Source organism: Arthrobacter sp. efr-133-TYG-120 (genome assembly GCF_030209785.1).
GTDB lineage: Bacteria > Actinomycetota > Actinomycetes > Actinomycetales > Micrococcaceae > Arthrobacter.
Genome location: NZ_JARVRI010000003.1, coordinates 33,938 through 49,483 on the forward strand (window position 1 = coordinate 33,938; position 15,546 = coordinate 49,483).

A 15,546-nucleotide genomic window follows, 5' to 3' on the forward strand; every position below is an offset into this window, starting at 1 on the left:
GGTGGCACTATTGGGTGATGCCCTTCATGCGCTTTCCCCGGCTTAAGAGGGCGTCTTCCCGGGAGGGACGCCAAGCGAACCGGCTGGCGTCGGCCTCAACCGGATGGTGGCTGCTGGTTGTCGTATTCATCGAGGCTGCAGTCGCCTTGTCTATCCGCCTGCCCTTGGCTTTCGGGCTTCCGCCGTGGGGCGGCATCGATGAAAAGACCGGATTCCCCGCGCTTCTCGCACTGCTGATCGTGCCCCTGGTGGTACTGGCCGCGTGGCGTCTCATGCGGCAGCAGCAGCGGGAACGCAGCCAGGCGTTCCGGACGTCGCGCTTGATGGACACCGTGCTGCACACAAGCATGGACTGGCTGTGGGCCACGGGGCCCGATGGACGATTTACGTTCTGCAGCCCGGCGTGCAAGGACATCACGGGGTACGAACCCTCCGAACTGCTGGGGAGGCACATCACCCGCGTGATCGACCCCGGGGACCTGGCAGACGCACGGGTGGACTGGAAAGCCAGGGAAAGCGGCGACTCCTCGTGGTCACGTGTAATCACCGTGTGCCGCCACCGGGATGGCAGCCGCGTCTTGATTGATGTAGCCGGAAGGCCGATTCGCGACAGGGAGGGCAGGGACTGCGGTTTCGAGGGCACCTGCCGTGTCTTGAATCCAGAGGCAACACGTTCGCGGGCGGAAGTCACTGTCCGCATCCAGGCCTTGCTCAATGACGGCTCACTCATCACAGCATTCCAGCCGATCCGGTGCCTGGAAACGGGCAACGTCGTTGGAGTGGAATCCTTGACAAGGTTCAGCGGTTCCCAGGAGTTGTCCCCCGAGGTGCGTTTCATGGAGGCCGCCTCGGTCGGCCTGGATATCGAGCTTGAGATCCTTGCCCTCCGGACGGCGCTGACCACCGCGGCAGGGCTCCCACCGGATCTGTACATCGCGGCAAACCTCTCACCCCGGGCGTGCCTTGACCCCCGGCTGGCAGCCGCGATTGTGGAGTCGGCCATCCCTCCGCGACGCATCGTTCTTGAGGTCACCGAACGCCATGAGGTGGCCAACTATGAGCCGCTCGCCGAAGCGTTGGCACCGTTGCGGCGCGCCGGGCTCAGAATAGCTGTGGACGACGCCGGTGCCGGCTTTGCTTCCATGCGCCACATCCTGCAGCTCAAGCCGGACCTCATCAAACTCGATCGCGAAATCATCGCCGGGATCGACACGGATCCAGGCCAGCGGGCATTGGGAGCTGCGATGGTCGGTTTTTCCGCCGAAATCGGAGCCGCTCTGGTAGCCGAAGGGATCGAGACCGAGGCCGAGCTGGCTGCGGTCACCAAGCTCGGGATGACCGCGGCCCAAGGCTACCTTCTCGGCCGCCCGTCGCTCAGGCCTGAGGACTGGGCGGCTTGGAGGTAGCGGGGGCCGCTACCCCTCGGGTTGGTGCGCCGTGACCAGCCCATCGAAGTCCCGAACGACAACGCCTGTAGCAGTCTCCACCGGGAGGCCGTTCCGCGCCCAATACTCAATGCCGCCGATCATCTCCCGCACCGGGTACCCGAGCTCGGCGAACGCCAGGGCCGCGAAGGTACTTCCGTTGCAGCCGGGTCCCCACGAATAGACCACTACTGAGCTCCCAGCGGGGATCAGCTCAGCGGCCCGCGCAGGGATCTGGGCCGTCGGCAAATGTACTGCACCGGGGATATGGCCGTGGTCCCACGACGACTGCCTTCGGGTATCCACGAGCACGAAACTGCCGGGAGCCGCATCGGCGACGTCCATGACGTCGATCTCGAACCGCAACTTCGCCCGGAAGTAGGCGCCTGCGGCACCGTCCGCCCCAACCGCAGCACCGGCGTCGTTCATTGGCGTTTTCATGATCCCCTCTAAGCGAGCTTGGCGAGTTTGGCGCCTGCCCGTCGCGATCCCAGCTTGGCCGAGATGCGCAGGCTGGTTTCGGCGGCCATGGGACCTACTTCCCGGACGCGTTTGGCGGTCATGCGGGACGACAACGATGAAACGCTGAGGGCGGCCACCACGTGATCATCGTGGCCAAAGATCGGGGCGGCCACGCACCGGACCTCGGGTTCGTTCTCACGGTCGTCGATCGCGTAGCCCCGGCGTCGGATCGCGGCGAATTCAGTCCGCAACTGCTCGGGATCCGTGATGGTCCTGTCGGTGATCGGCACCAGATCGCCGGCCAGGATCGGAGCCACCACTTCCTCCGGACTGAACGCCAACATGGCTTTGCCGACTGCAGTGCAATACGCCGGCATGGTCGCCCCAACACGCGATGCCATACGAACTGTTGCCTCATCTTCAACTTTGTCGAGGTAAACCACATCATGGCCGGACAAGACCACCAAGTGGCAGGTGCTTTCCGTAGCCCTCATCAGCACCCTGAGCTCGGCGTTCGCGACGCTACGCAAATCGAGCCGGTCCAGGTATGACTGTCCCAAACGCAGGCAACCATGGCCCAGCCGGAAGCGGCCGCTCTCGGCATCGCGTTCCAGCAGGTTTTCGTCCAACAAGGGCGCGGCCAACCTCAGGACCGTGCTCTTGTTGAGTCCGGAGAGCTTGGTCAGCTCCACCAAGGCGAGTCCGTCCGCGCTCACCGGATGCTCCGCCACCACCGCCAGCAAAGCCAGCGCCTTCCGCAACGAAGCCGAGGAGTTCCGGGCCTCCATGCCTTCAGTACCCACGTGTGTCCTATCCAGCGGCAATGCGCTGCTCGGCGTCGTAATCGCGTTTCCAGCCAGCCACTCCAGGCCTCAATTGCCAGGGATGCGGTCCGGACAGCGGCCGGTATTCCACTCCCATGGCCTCCAGGCGTTCCAGATGCGCGCCTTCGAGCCTGGCCAGGAAACCATCGTAGTCCCGGTTCTCCGGCTGGGACCAGAGCACCTCCGCCACGGCGCTCAGCCGCGGAAACGCGGCGAAGTGGACCCGTCGCGGGGAATCCAGGTGTTCCGTCCAGATGTTGGCCTGCGCCCCGAGGAGCCTGCCCGGGAACGCCTCATCCGCACCCTCGGGCAGAGGTTCGAAGCCGTAGACATCCTGCAGCGTGGTGACAAAACCCACGGGCACGGGTTCGTCGTCGCCGTCGGCCTGCCGGTGGTCCAGGTAGAGCCTGTGCTCAGGGCACATGACCACGTCATAACCGCTTTTGAGCGCGCTCATACCGCCTTCATAGCCTCGCCAGGAGGCCACCAACGCACCACCCGGCAGCTCGCCGTCGCCGATTTCGTCCCACACGGAGGTAGCCCGCCCACGTGCGTCAAGGTGCCCCGCCAACTGCCCCACAAACCAGCTGTGCAATCCCGAAACGTCCGGCATCCCGAGTTCGCGGGCTTTGGACTGCGCCTGGGCGCTGGATTGCCACTGGGTGAGCGGAACTTCGTCTCCGCCCAAGCTGATCCAGCGGGATGGGAAGATCTCCACCACTTCATCGAGCACGTTGCGGTAGAACTCCAACGAGGTTTGCGAGACTTCCAGGACCGTCTCGTTGATTCCCCAACGGGTCCACACCCCGGGGGCCGCGCCCGTTCCCAGTTCCGGGTAGGCGGCGATGGCGGCCTGGCTGTGTCCCGGAACGTCAATTTCGGGGATGACTGTGATGTGCCGCTCGGCAGCGAACGCGACCACTTCGCGGAGATCGTCCTGGCTGTAGAAGCCGCCGTGCGGAAGCCCGTCGAAAACCCCTGCCCGCCACGAACCCAGCGATGATTCGCGCCGCCACGCCCCGGTCTCAGTGAGCTTCGGGTAGCGGTTGATCTGGATCCGCCAGCCTTGGTCGTCCGTGAGGTGCAGGTGCAGGACGTTGAGCTTGTGCATGGCCATCACCTCGATGAACCGGAGCAGGTTGTCCTTGGGCATGAAGTGCCGGGCCACGTCCAGCATGGCCCCGCGGTACCCGAAACGCGGGTGGTCCAGGATGGATACCTTGGGAACCGGCCATGCGCCGCCCGTCTCCGGAACGGGCGCTTGCCGCAACGCGGCAGGTCCCATCAGCTGCAGGAGCGTCTGCGCGGCATAGAAGGCTCCGGCCGGACCGCCCGCATGAATCACGACGGCGGCGCCCACCTCCAGTCGGTACGCCTCGGCGTCGAGCTCCGGGTCAAGCAGGAGGCTGATACCCGCGTCGGCGGCGGCCGGGAACAGGTCCCAGCCAGTGGCCGCGCCGAGGGTCCGGGCGAGCCAGCGGCGCGCATTGTTGAGCTCCGGATCGGCGGCCAGCGTGGTGGTTGCGTCCAGTTCCAGGAAACCGCCGCTGGACTCCACCGAGGACGGAACAGGAACCAGCAGATCCGCGGCGCTCATCCCTTCACCGCCCCGGCCAGGCCGGATACGAGTTTTCGCTGCACTGCGATGAAGAAGATCAGCACCGGAATGGTCATGATCACGGAACCGGCCATGATGGCGCCCCAATCGTTCTGGTCGGGTTTGAAGAAGGTCAACAACGCCATGGGCAGGGTCTGGTTCTCCTGGGCGGAAATGATGAATGTCTTGGCGAAGAGGAAGTCGTTCCACGTGGAGATGAAGGAAAACACCGAGCATGCCACCACCCCGGGCGCCACGAGCGGGAAGAGGATCGAGCGGACAAAGCGGAAACCGCTCGCGCCGTCTATGCGGGCTGCCTCTTCGATCTCCACCGGCACGGCTGCCACAAAGCCACGAAGCATCCAGATCGCGAACGGAATACTGAAGCCCACGTGGACCAGCACCAGGGAGCCGAGCTGGTTCAAGCCCACCAACGGTACGGCCTCCCCGGCATTGCGCAGCAGGAAGAACAACGGAATGGTGAGCGCTTCGACGGGCACCATCTGGGACACGAGGACCACGATCAGCAGCTTGGTGCGCATCTTGAATTGGTAGCGGGTCAGTGCCACGGAGGCCAAAAACGCCAGCACAGTGGAGACGATGACGACCACGAGCGCCACGATTACGCTGTTGAGGAAGTACCTGCCGAAGTTGTTCACTGACAGGACCCGCATGAAGGAGTCGAAGGACGGTTCCAGCGTGAACGGTGCCGCATCGCCGGCGTCGAGCGCCGTCTTCGGCTTGAGGGCCGAAAGGACCATCCAGAACAGGGGGAACGCGACAAGAAGCGCGGTGGCGAGTGCCGCCACATCGGCGCCGAACCGGCGTCGTCCGCCCTTGCGGAACTGTTGCGGCGCGACCGGTGCGGGCCGGTTCTTGCGGAGCGGAACGTCGACGGCGGTCACAGGACTTCTCCCGTTCTCTTGAGGATGCGGAGGTAGACGAGGGTGATGATCATCAGCAGCGCGGTCATGATGACGCCAAGGGCCGAGCCGAGGCCATAAAGGCTGGCCGCGAAGGCCTGCTGGTAGCCGTAGACATTCAGCACGAGGTTCTGCCCGGCAATACCGCCGCCGTTGGTCATGATGTAAATCTGGGAGAAGATCTTGAAATTCCAGATGATGGACTGGATGGTCACCACCATCACGATGGGCCGCAGCATCGGAAGCATGATGCTGCGCGCGATCCGGGGCATGGAAGCACCGTCGAGCCGCGCCGCCTCAATGACTTCGGTGGAGATCGCTTGGATGCCGGCGTAGACCGTCACGAGTACGAACGGGAACGAACACCACACCACTTCGCTGGCCACCAACCCGAAGGCGGACCATTTGTCGTAGGTCCAGGAGTAGCCGTTGAACTGCGTCAAGCCCACCGACACGAGCGCCTTGTTGACGAGCCCCAGCGTGGGGTCGAAGAGGAACAACCACACGGCGCTGCCGGTGACGGCCGGTGTGGCCCAAGCGCCCAAGGAGACTACGAACAGTGCGCTCCGGACCCAGGGCCGGAGCCGCGTGGCCAAGACCGCCAACGACGTTCCCACGAGCAGCGTCAGGACAACGCAGGCGCCTGCGAACAGCACGGTGTTGCCCAGGACGGACCAGAACTCCGGATCGGCGAACAGTTTCTGGTAGTTCTCCAGGCCCGTGAATTGCAGTGGTGCCTTGCCACTGACTTGGGCCTGGCGGTAGTCGTACAAAGAAACGTTGATGAGCTGGAAGATCGGGTATCCCAGCAGCGCGATCAGGACAATGAAAGCCGGGGCCAGGTAGAACCACGGTTCCAAGCCGCGCTTGCCTAGCGCACGACGGCGGGACGTCCCCGCCGTCGTCGGCTTGCGGTTCTGCTCGCGGTTGGCCCCGTTCGTGTCCGCCTTCGCGGACGCGAACGCCGTCACGCCGCGCCGCCTGGCGCGGATCGGCCGTGCTTCACGAACCTCGTCATTTGGATCCGAAGACCTTGTTCATGGCCGCTGCCGCATCCGCAGTAGCGGTATTGACGTCAGCCTTGCCCGTGACGATCTTCTGGTACATGCCGGTGAAGATGCCCTGGGCGTCGATGGTGGACCAGGTTTCGGTCACGGGGACGAAATTGGTGCCGGCGGCGAGAGTCTTGATGAAGGGGTCAAGCTGCGGATTGGACGCGGCAACAGACTTCTGGACGTCGCTGAATGTGGGCAGGTTGCCCATGGCGTCGAACATCTTCTGCTGGTACTTCTTGCCTGCCAACAGCTCGACGAACTCGGCTGCGAGGGTGTGGTGCTTGCTGCTGTTGAAGACGCCCAGGTTGTTTCCGCCGGCAAACGCTGGGGCGATCGAACGAGCCGTATTGCCCGGAACCGGAACCACCGCGAACTTGTCCTTGACCGCACTGGCCGCTACGGCCTTGTAGTTGAAGTCGCCACCGATGGTCATGGCCGATTTTCCGGCGATGAACTGCTGGACGCTGGCGTTTCCGCCGAATTCGGCACACGTCTGGGGCGGGCAGATGTCGTTCTTGAGCAGCCGGGCATAAGCGGAGATGCCGTCCCGGGATTCGGCCGAATCCAAGCCGGAGACAAAGGCGCCACCCTTCTTCGTGGCAATGTTGCCGCCGTTGGCCCAGAGGTAGGGCATGGCGGAGAACTGCGCAGCTCCACCGACCGAAATCCCGAGCATGTCCGGGTTTGCTGCGCGGACGGCGCGGGCCACGGTTTCGACTTCGGCGAGGGTCTTGGGCACCCCCAGTCCGAGCTTCTGCAGCAGATCGGTGCGGTAGTAGAGGGCCCGGACGCCGACGTACCAGGGCACGCCGTAGTTCTTGCCCCCGACGTCCGTGGTGGCCAGGATCTTGCCGTCCAGGTCCTTGGACTCATCCCAGGCCTTGATGTCCGCAGTCATGTCGGACAATCCGCCGGATGCAACGTAGCTGGCAAGGTCTGTGTTGCCGAACTCGGCGACGTCGGGAGCGCTCGAGGGGTCGTTGAACGCGGCCTTGAACCGTTCTGCCCGGCTGTCGACGGGAATGTACTGGACGTCGACCTTGACGCCGCTGTGACTGGCTTCGAAATCGGAAACCGCGGCCATGACTACCGCGGATTTTGGGTCCTGGTTGACTTCCGAGAAGAGCCAGACGCGGATGGTGCCGGACTTCTCATCCGAAGATGACGCGGCATTGTTCGACGTGGGCGGGGCGCAGGCCGTCAGCGCGAGGGCGGCGAGGGCAATGGCAGCCGCAGAGCGTGCGATTTTCAATGGATCCTCCATGGAGAAAAGGGTTAGGTGCCCGGCGGTCCCCCGCTTCGGGTATGGAAGGAAACTTTACAAACATACTTTTGTGAGCGGAAGCACAAGCGGCAAAAGGTTTGCATTGCAAAACGGGAATTTGTAAACAGACGATCTTTCGCTGGATGGCCGATACCCCCTGGGGGTACTTGATTTTATACCCCTAGGGGGTATACCTTTGGGGCATGAACACGATCGATGTGAACTCCACAGATGTGAACCCGGTTGACTTGAACCCGGTCGACTTGAACGTTGGCCAGCCGGGCATCGACGTTGAGGATGGAGCGCATGCCCAACACGGCTACTCTTCCAACAAGGACGCCTACTTGCGGCGCCTTAAGCGGATCGAGGGCCAAGTACGCGGTATTGCGCGGATGGTGGAAGAGGACAAATATTGCATCGACATCCTCACCCAAGTCTCGGCAGTCACTAAAGCCCTGCATGCCGTGAGTCTCGGGCTCGTGGAGGAACACATCGGGCACTGCGTCGTCGGAGCCGCCTCCGAGTCGGATCCCGTCGTGCGCGCGGAGCAAATCGACATCAAGGTCAAGGAGGCAGCCGATGCCATCGGGCGCCTGCTGCGGTAACCCCGCAAGCACTCACCACACCATTCAACTCACCACCAAGGAGCACGCCATGGGCCACACCGCCACCATCCAGACGAACGTCAGCGTTTCCGGCATGACCTGCGGGCACTGCGTTTCCGCAGTGAGCGAAGAAATTGAGTCCTTGGCGGGAGTGGAAAATGTCGAGATCGATCTGAACGCCGGCGGAATCTCCACCGTCACCATCACCTCCACCCAGGAATTGTCGCCGTCCGAAATCGGCGAAGCCGTCGCCGAAGCCGGCTACCTGGTAGTCGCCAACGAGGCCTAGGGGCCAATGTGAGCAATCACGACATCCTGCACCAAACGGGCACCCGCATCATCGAACTCGACATCGAGGGCATGACCTGCGCATCATGCGTGGCCCGCGTGGAACGGAAACTGGGCAAGCTCGACGGCGTGGAGGCTTCCGTCAATCTCCCCCTCGAATCAGCCCACGTCACAGTCCCGGACAACGTCACGGACCAACAAATCGTGGACACAGTAAACGCAACGGGCTACAAAGCCTGGATCCGCGAATCGAGGCCCAACCCGTCCACGGCCCCCTCCGCCGACCACACCCACGATCGCGAAACCGATATGCTCGGCGCGCTCGAGTCCAGCACCGAAGGCAGCCCGGGTGACGGCGGCGCTGTAGAACATGACCACAGCAATAGCGCGCCGGAACATGACCACAGCGACGGTGCCGGTGTTATGCGGCAGCGTGCGTCTAAGGGAGGAACGACCGAGCACGCCGAGCATGGCGCCGGTGGCGGCGCGCAAGGCGACCACGGTGCCAGCGAAGACCACATGCATCACGGCCCTGCGTCCCGCCAGCTAAGGCCAAGACTGATTGCCGCCGCCATACTGACGGTTCCGGTCTTCGCCATCTCGATGATTCCAGCTTTGCAGTTCCCGCACTGGGGTTGGGTCGCCGCTGCACTGGCACTTCCCGTGGTGACGTGGGCTGCCTGGCCCTTCCATCGTGCGGCCGCCATTAACGCACGCCATTTCGCTTCGACCATGGACACGCTCGTCTCGATTGGTGTCTTGGCCGCATACCTCTACTCCGCGTGGCAGCTCTTTGCCAACCCCATGATGACCGAACACCCGGGCATGGAGTCCACGGGAGGCATGGGCGGCGGGCTGTACTTCGAAGTTGCCGCCGTGGTCACCACGTTCCTGCTTCTGGGCCGCTATCTCGAGGCCAACGCCAAAGCGAAGGCCGGCGACGCCCTTAAGGCCCTCCTGAACCTGGGGGCGAAGGACGCTACGGTGCTGCGCGACGGCGTCGAGCACAAGATCCCGGCCGAGCAACTCGTAGCCGGGGACATCTTCGTGGTCCGCCCGGGAGAGAAGATCGCCACGGACGGCCTGGTGACGAGCGGTTCATCCGCCGTGGATGCCTCCTTGGTCACCGGTGAATCGGTGCCCGTGGAGGTCGGCCCGGGAAGCCAGGTCACGGGCGCCACCATCAACACTTCGGGCCGTTTGCTGGTCCGCGCGACGCGCGTCGGTTCCGAGACGACGCTGGCCCAGATGGGGCGGTTGGTCAGCCAGGCGCAGACGGGCAAAGCCCCGATCGCACGGCTCGCCGATCGGATCAGCGCCGTGTTCGTGCCCGTCGTGCTGGTCATCGCCCTGGTTACTTTCGTAGTCTGGCTCGCGCTGAGCGGGGACCTCAATGCCTCGTTCACGGCTGCCGTGGCGGTGCTCGTGATTGCCTGCCCGTGTGCGCTTGGGCTCGCGACTCCCGTTGGCCTCCTGACCGGGACCGGCCGGGGTGCGCAGCTCGGCATCCTCATCAAGGGCCCACAGGTGCTTGAAGATACGCGCACTGTGGACGCCATCCTGTTGGACAAGACCGGAACCGTCACCAGCGGCAAGCTGGCCGTCGGACATACCCTGGCCTTGAACGGGCACTCCCCCGCCGACGTGCTCTCTCTCGCCGGCGCCGTCGAGGCAGCGTCGGAGCATCCCATCGCCCACGCGATTGCCGCTGCCGCCAAGTCCGCAATGCCCGACGCCGGCCCGCTCCTCGCGGTGAAGGACTTCAGTTCCGCCCCGGGCGGCGGAGTCCGCGGGATGGTTGCGCTGAACGGAGCCGGAAACGGCACTGAGCGAACGGTCGTGGCCGGCAGGACTGGCTGGTTGGAACTCAACGGAATCTTCCCCGACGATGCACAGCGCCGGGCCCTGGCAACTGAGGAAGCCGGCGGCGCAACCGCTATCTGGGTTGCTGTGGACGGGGAGCCCGCCGGGATCGTGTCGCTAAGGGACACTGTCAAACCCGGTTCGGCGGCAGCCATCGCGAAGCTCAAGGAACTCGGGATTCGCCCTCTCCTGCTGACCGGAGACAACGCCGCGGTCGCCGCCCAAGTGGCCACCGCCGTCGGGATCTCCCCGGAAGATGTGTTCGCGGGCGTCCTGCCTGAAGGCAAAGTGGACGCGGTGCGGATGCTCCAGGCCCAGGGGTCCACTGTGGCCATGGCCGGAGATGGAGTCAACGACGCCGCAGCCCTGGCGCAAGCCGATCTTGGCATCGCCATGGGATCGGGCACGGATGTGGCGATCGAGGCCTCGGATCTGACCGTGATGGGCAGTGACCTTGGCCAGCTGGTGCAAGCCATCGAGCTGTCCCGGAAGACGCTTGCCACCATCAAGACAAACCTGTTCTGGGCGTTCTTCTACAACGCCATCGGTATCCCGGTGGCAGCCCTTGGTTTGCTCAACCCGATGATCGCCGGTGCGGCCATGGCTGCGAGCTCGGTCCTGGTGGTCGCGAACTCGCTGCGGTTGCGCTCCTTCGCAAAGTAGCCCCGACCCACCCAACTAGCTCGCAGTTGTTGTCGTTATCCGGCGCGAAAACGGCAACAACTGCCAGTCAGTTGGGGGAGCTAGCAGTTTGGGGGCAGCTAGGCCGTCCCGAACCGAACGGCCGCGCGGGCCCTGGCTTTGGCCGCCTCCTCGTCGCGATTGCGCGCTGGCGCATGGGTCACGAGGGAATCGAGCAGATGCTGGGTGATATGCGCAATCTCATGGACAGCCTCGGCGAAGGCCTCCTCGTTGGCCTTTGACGGCTTGGCGGTGCCGCTGATCTTGCGCACGTATTGCAGCGCTGCGGCTTCTACCTCTGCGGAGGTGGCTCGTGGCTCGAAATTGTGGAGGGTGTGGATGTTCCGGCACATATCAACATGCTAGGCCCAGTCCCCCATCAAGGCTCGGTTTTTAGAGCACCCTCTCCGAGGGCACCGGCTCGACGTCGTTCGCGTGGTCAAGCTCGGGGGCTACTTCGCCGAAGCCGGCAGCATCACGCTTGTCCGCCCGCAGTTCGTCGATTCGCACCAAGACCACTCCGCACACAATGAGTGCCCCGCCCACGAGCTGGATGGCTCCGGGCAGTTCGGCCAGCAACAGCCAGGCCCACACCACGGCGAACAACACTTCAGTGAGCGAGACGAAAGATGCCACCTTGGACCCAAGGCTTCGGGCTGCCATGATCCCCGTGACGTAGGACAGCACGGTGGACAGGATGACAAGGCCGGCGATCGAGACCCACCACGGCGTGGTCCACGGCCCGAGGTGCGTATCCGCCGTGGCGAAAGTCATGGATACCAGACCGGTCCCGCCGGCAATCCAGATAAGGATTGAGCCTGCCATGAGACCGCCGGCGGCCAGCACGATGGGCGGCAAGGTGTCGTTCTGCTTGGCCGTGATGAAGAAGTAGATGACCAGGCAGACGGCCGCGGCCATGCCCCACAGGACGCCGACGAAGTCGACCTTCACGGCGCCGGTGAGATCGAGCACCAGGACGAGTCCGCCGAGGGAAAGCAGCGTTCCAAGGGCGGTGAGGGCCCTGGGTCGGCGTCGGCTCGCGGCCCACAGCCACAAGACGATCATGGTTGGCGCGAGGTATTCGAGCAGGAGGGCGACCCCCACGGACAGCCTTGACACCGCATTGAAGTAGAAAAGCTGGCACCCCGCAACTCCGATCACGCCGAACAACAGGATGGTGAGCCAGTTGTCCTTGAGCTGGTGCCAACGGCCCCGGAGAGCGATGACGGCCGGGATTACCAAGATGAGTGATGCGCCGCTCAATCGGATGGCAACTGCCGCGCCGGGGGTCCACCCGGTTTCCAGGAGGGACTTGGCGAACGAGCCGGACAAGCCGAAAACCGCTGAGGAAAAGAGCGCGAGCCCCAGGCCCGACGCCATGAAGCCCGCAGCACCAGCCCGGTTTGTTGCAGCTGACACAGCAGCCTCCTGTCAGGAGTAAAATTGGTTACGCTGCTGACAATACTCCCGAGAGATGTAAGGAGTCAAAGTGCTTTTTGCACCTGACACTGAAGTCGCGCTTCGAACCGTGGTCAATTTGATCAATACGGCCGCCAACGGGACCGAATCCCTCACGAGTGCCGCCGAGCTCCACGCCTTCCTTGACGCGGAAGAATTCACGGGGACCAGGGAGGGAACCGAGGCGGAATTGGCCAGCGTGAAGCGACTTAGGAGCCAGTTGGCTTCCCTGTGGACGGCCGATGAGGACGCGGCGGCAAAAACCGTCAACCAACTCCTCACCGACGCGCGCGCACTTCCCCAGCTGGTCAAGCATGATCATTGGGATTGGCACCTACACGCAACCACCCCTGAGGCGCCCCTCGCGGAACGCATGGGCACGGAAGCTGCCATGGCACTTGTGGACGTCATCCGCAGCAAGGAAATGGACCGCCTGCGGGTGTGCGCAGCGGACGATTGCGACGCCGTCGTGCTGGACCTGAGCCGTAACCGCTCCAAGCTCTATTGCGACACGGGCAACTGCGCCAACCGGACGCACGTCGCCGCTTACCGGGCCCGGAAAGCATCGGGGGCCGAATAAGGGGAGGGCGTCACGTCGTGCAGCTTTTCAAGGTGCACGACGGCGGCCTGCCCCGAGTTTCCCGGGTTGCCGCGGTGGCCATCCGGCAAAAAGTTGCGTGGCGCGATGCGATAGGAGGCTAGGACGGCCTAGTCGGCGTCGGGGGTTTCCGTTTCGCTGCCCGCTTGGGGGGCCGCAGAACCGTGACCTTGGCCCGGTTTCCTGGAACTGAGGTTGACGCCCGAGCCCTTGCCGAGGTGCTCGGCGTTTTCCTTGTGGCTCATGGAAAGCATGGCGGCGAGGACGAGACTCACAATGAAGGCGATGCCGGCGCCGGTAAAGGCGAGGTCAAAGCGCGGAGTGCGGGCGCTGCCGCCGGAGGCGAAAATCAGCACAGCGAAGAAGATCACGACGCCCCAGAACGCGGAGAACATCAGCGGTCCCTTAACCGAGGTCCGCATCTTGCGCGGCTCTCTTGGTTTTTGGTCAGCCAAGGTCATTCCTCCAATGTGGGTGCTGGCGCCGTTCGCGCCTTGAGAGTTCTACGCAGGGTAGAACGTACGACTACTAGTTTACGGCCTCAGCGGAGGGGGTTCGCCCATCGTGCCGCAGGCTCAGCCCGGACAGCACCCACAAGACTCCCGAGATGATGGCGCCACCGCCGGCAACACCGAGAAGCGCGTGCGCTCCAAGGCTGATGAAAAACGGCAACGCAAGGGCGGTGCCGATGCCCACCACACCGGAAATGCTCCAGTCGCGGGCAAGCAGGTGACGTCCGCGGTGCCGGAATCCCTTGACCAGCTCAAACACCCCGAGCACCAGCAACCCGACGAGCGCGGAAACGCCAACGCCCGTGTCGGACTGCGTAATCAAGGCACCCACCCCTGCCAGGCCAACGACGGCGGCCGCGGCCGCCGGAACACTCGTAGCCAGGAACGCGGCGCCCGCGGTTGCGAGCAGATAGAGCCCGGCAGCCCAGGCCAGAACGTGAACGGATGGCGAGCCCCAGAAGACGGTCACGGCTCCAAACACCAGCGCAGCACCGGCGCGGAGAAGTACGGGCTTCCAGAGGGCGGCTGCTGCGGGCGTGGATGAAGTCGCTGAAGAGGCGGGGAGAGTCACCAGTCCAGTTTAGTGCGAACCGAGGACCATCCATTTGTCGGAGCGGGCGCGTAGCCCCAGAGTGACCCCGCGGGCCAGCATGTAGCCCAGCGCGAACGCGGCCCAGAGCCACACGAGCCCCGCCGCGCCGTCGGGCCTGGTCAGGTGGACTGCCGCCAACAGCGGCAGATAGACCGCGAGGTTCACGACGCCGGCAAGCGCCAGGTAGCGGGCATCGCCCGCGCCGATCAGGACGCCGTCCAGGACGAAGACGTATCCGGCGAGGGGCTGCCCGACGGCGAGTACCCACAGTGCCGCGGTGAGCGCGGACTGGACGCCGGCGTCGGAGGTGAACAGGAAGCCCGCCCACGGAGCGGCGCCCGCGAGGACTACACCGGTCACGACGCCGAAGCCCACGCCCCAGCGGATCATGGTGCGGGTGAGTTCGCGCGCACGCGCCGGATGGGAGGCGCCGAGTTCCTTGCCGATGAGGGCCTGCGCAGCAATCGCCAAGGCGTCCAGGGCGAAGGCGAGGAAGGAGAAAATGGTCATCGCGAGCTGGTGCGCGGCGAGGTTCACGGACCCTTGGGACGTGACCACCAGGACCGTGGCCAGGATAGCCAGGCGCAGGCTGAGGGTGCGGAGCATGAGCCATGAACCCACGGTGGTCATCGTGCGGATTCCGCGCCAATCCGGGCGCAGCGAAACGCCGTGGCGCCGGGCGTTCCGTCCCACTATGGCCAAATAGACGGCGGCCATGGCCCATTGAGCGATGCTGGTGCCGATGGCTGACCCCGCCACGGACAAATGGAGGCCGTAAACCAGGAACCAATTCAGGGCGATGTTGATAGCGAACCCCGCTGTTGCGACCACCAAAGGCGTGCGTGTGTCCTGCAATCCGCGCAACACGCCGGTTCCGGCGAAGATCAGCAGCATGGCGACGAGTCCCGGCATGGACCAACGCAAGTACTCCACACCGTATGCGCGCACCTCGCCGCTCGCTCCAAGCAACCCGACCAGCGGCTCAGCCGCGAAGAAGCCCGCCACTGCGAGGACGGCACCCAGCAGCAACGCCAGCCACACGCCGTCGCGCCCTGCGGCCAGCGCTTTGGCGAGCTTTCCGTCCCCGATGGCCCGGGCCACCGCGGGAGTTGTCGAATATGCCAGAAACACCATAAGTCCGACGGCGGTGTACAGCAGGGTGGAGGCCAGCCCCACGCCCGCCAGCTGAGGGACGCCAAGATGGCCCACAATGGCGGAATCGGCCAAAAGGAAGAGGGGTTCCGCGATGAGCGCCCCAAAGGCGGGGACAGCCAAGCGCAGGATCTCGCGGGCAGTGGAGGGCGCGATGGGACGGGTCACTGTTTGGGGCACTTTCCCAGCCTAGCGGGAGCCGCCGACACGCAGCTTGGGGGCTTATGCGGGACCGCGGAGGCGGTCTG

The 15,546-nt window shown here is 64.4% G+C and carries 16 protein-coding genes; 5 read left to right on the plus strand and 11 right to left on the minus strand.

Translation table 11 applies throughout. The annotated features are described in order from the left end of the window. Positions 1–17: 17 nt before the first annotated feature. On the plus strand, positions 18–1,406 hold the full coding sequence (locus QRN51_RS02665) for a sensor domain-containing phosphodiesterase (protein ID WP_284988509.1): 1,389 nt from the start codon (positions 18–20) through the stop codon (positions 1,404–1,406). Between the two features lie 9 nt (positions 1,407–1,415). Here the strand turns inward: QRN51_RS02665 and QRN51_RS02670 are convergent, their stop codons facing one another. The 6 genes from QRN51_RS02670 to QRN51_RS02695 are packed head-to-tail and all read right to left on the minus strand — an operon-like array spanning position 1,416 to position 7,537. Next, positions 1,416–1,865, minus strand: coding sequence for a rhodanese-like domain-containing protein (locus QRN51_RS02670; RefSeq protein ID WP_284988510.1), 450 nt, complete (start codon positions 1,863–1,865; stop codon positions 1,416–1,418). Positions 1,866–1,873: 8 nt separating this feature from the next. Next, positions 1,874–2,689, minus strand: coding sequence for an IclR family transcriptional regulator (locus tag QRN51_RS02675; protein WP_084784493.1), 816 nt, complete (start codon positions 2,687–2,689; stop codon positions 1,874–1,876). Between the two features lie 7 nt (positions 2,690–2,696). Beyond that, complete coding sequence (locus QRN51_RS02680) at positions 2,697–4,307, minus strand: beta-N-acetylhexosaminidase (protein WP_284988511.1); 1,611 nt, start codon at positions 4,305–4,307, stop codon at positions 2,697–2,699. Then, positions 4,304–5,212, minus strand: coding sequence for a carbohydrate ABC transporter permease (locus QRN51_RS02685; protein WP_284988512.1), 909 nt, complete (start codon positions 5,210–5,212; stop codon positions 4,304–4,306). The genes QRN51_RS02680 and QRN51_RS02685 overlap by 4 nt, the downstream gene beginning before the upstream one ends. Further along, entirely contained in the window at positions 5,209–6,201 is a 993-nt protein-coding gene (locus QRN51_RS02690; protein WP_284988513.1) for a carbohydrate ABC transporter permease, read from the minus strand. The genes QRN51_RS02685 and QRN51_RS02690 overlap by 4 nt, the downstream gene beginning before the upstream one ends. A gap of 43 nt (positions 6,202–6,244) precedes the next feature. Then, positions 6,245–7,537: an extracellular solute-binding protein gene (locus tag QRN51_RS02695; RefSeq protein ID WP_284988514.1), complete on the minus strand. Its 1,293-nt coding sequence runs from the start codon at positions 7,535–7,537 to the stop codon at positions 6,245–6,247. A gap of 215 nt (positions 7,538–7,752) precedes the next feature. Here QRN51_RS02695 and QRN51_RS02700 point away from each other — a divergent pair, with 215 nt between their 5' ends. The 3 genes from QRN51_RS02700 to QRN51_RS02710 all read left to right on the plus strand — a co-directional run bounded on the left by QRN51_RS02700 (position 7,753) and on the right by QRN51_RS02710 (position 10,968). Next, entirely contained in the window at positions 7,753–8,154 is a 402-nt protein-coding gene (locus QRN51_RS02700; RefSeq protein ID WP_284988515.1) for a metal-sensitive transcriptional regulator, read from the plus strand. Positions 8,155–8,203: 49 nt separating this feature from the next. Continuing rightward, a complete protein-coding gene (locus QRN51_RS02705; RefSeq protein ID WP_059388821.1) occupies positions 8,204–8,443 on the plus strand; it encodes a heavy-metal-associated domain-containing protein in 240 nt (79 codons plus the stop codon). Between the two features lie 71 nt (positions 8,444–8,514). Beyond that, complete coding sequence (locus QRN51_RS02710; RefSeq protein WP_502870843.1) at positions 8,515–10,968, plus strand: heavy metal translocating P-type ATPase; 2,454 nt, start codon at positions 8,515–8,517, stop codon at positions 10,966–10,968. A 98-nt stretch (positions 10,969–11,066) separates the two neighbouring features. On the opposite strand, the gene QRN51_RS02715 is transcribed toward QRN51_RS02710, so the two are convergent. Both QRN51_RS02715 and QRN51_RS02720 read right to left on the minus strand, forming a co-directional pair. Continuing rightward, on the minus strand, positions 11,067–11,339 hold the full coding sequence (locus QRN51_RS02715) for a DUF2277 domain-containing protein (RefSeq protein WP_284988517.1): 273 nt from the start codon (positions 11,337–11,339) through the stop codon (positions 11,067–11,069). 40 nt (positions 11,340–11,379) lie between these two features. Continuing rightward, complete coding sequence (locus QRN51_RS02720) at positions 11,380–12,405, minus strand: EamA family transporter (protein ID WP_284988518.1); 1,026 nt, start codon at positions 12,403–12,405, stop codon at positions 11,380–11,382. A 70-nt stretch (positions 12,406–12,475) separates the two neighbouring features. On the opposite strand from QRN51_RS02720, the gene QRN51_RS02725 reads away from it, so the two are divergent. Continuing rightward, positions 12,476–13,024: a CGNR zinc finger domain-containing protein gene (locus QRN51_RS02725; RefSeq protein ID WP_284988519.1), complete on the plus strand. Its 549-nt coding sequence runs from the start codon at positions 12,476–12,478 to the stop codon at positions 13,022–13,024. A 128-nt stretch (positions 13,025–13,152) separates the two neighbouring features. Here QRN51_RS02725 and QRN51_RS02730 read toward each other — a convergent pair whose 3' ends face one another. The 3 genes from QRN51_RS02730 to QRN51_RS02740 form a co-directional block, all read right to left on the minus strand. Further along, positions 13,153–13,503 (minus strand): hypothetical protein, encoded by a 351-nt coding sequence (locus QRN51_RS02730; protein ID WP_284988520.1) that lies wholly within the window; start codon positions 13,501–13,503, stop codon positions 13,153–13,155. A 67-nt stretch (positions 13,504–13,570) separates the two neighbouring features. Further along, entirely contained in the window at positions 13,571–14,125 is a 555-nt protein-coding gene (locus tag QRN51_RS02735; protein WP_059388826.1) for a hypothetical protein, read from the minus strand. Positions 14,126–14,134: 9 nt separating this feature from the next. Next, a complete protein-coding gene (locus QRN51_RS02740) occupies positions 14,135–15,478 on the minus strand; it encodes an MATE family efflux transporter (protein WP_284988521.1) in 1,344 nt (447 codons plus the stop codon). Between the last annotated feature and the right edge of the window lie 68 nt (positions 15,479–15,546).

Coding starts and splice junctions, on each gene's coding strand:
- QRN51_RS02705 (WP_059388821.1), top strand. CDS start 8,204: ATGGGCCACACCGCCACCATCCAGACGAACGTCAGCGTTTCCGGCATG.
- QRN51_RS02665 (WP_284988509.1), top strand. CDS start 18: ATGCCCTTCATGCGCTTTCCCCGGCTTAAGAGGGCGTCTTCCCGGGAG.
- QRN51_RS02710 (WP_502870843.1), top strand. CDS start 8,515: ATGACCTGCGCATCATGCGTGGCCCGCGTGGAACGGAAACTGGGCAAG.
- QRN51_RS02680 (WP_284988511.1), bottom strand. CDS start 4,307: ATGAGCGCCGCGGATCTGCTGGTTCCTGTTCCGTCCTCGGTGGAGTCC.
- QRN51_RS02715 (WP_284988517.1), bottom strand. CDS start 11,339: ATGTGCCGGAACATCCACACCCTCCACAATTTCGAGCCACGAGCCACC.
- QRN51_RS02670 (WP_284988510.1), bottom strand. CDS start 1,865: ATGAAAACGCCAATGAACGACGCCGGTGCTGCGGTTGGGGCGGACGGT.
- QRN51_RS02700 (WP_284988515.1), top strand. CDS start 7,753: ATGAACACGATCGATGTGAACTCCACAGATGTGAACCCGGTTGACTTG.
- QRN51_RS02730 (WP_284988520.1), bottom strand. CDS start 13,503: ATGACCTTGGCTGACCAAAAACCAAGAGAGCCGCGCAAGATGCGGACC.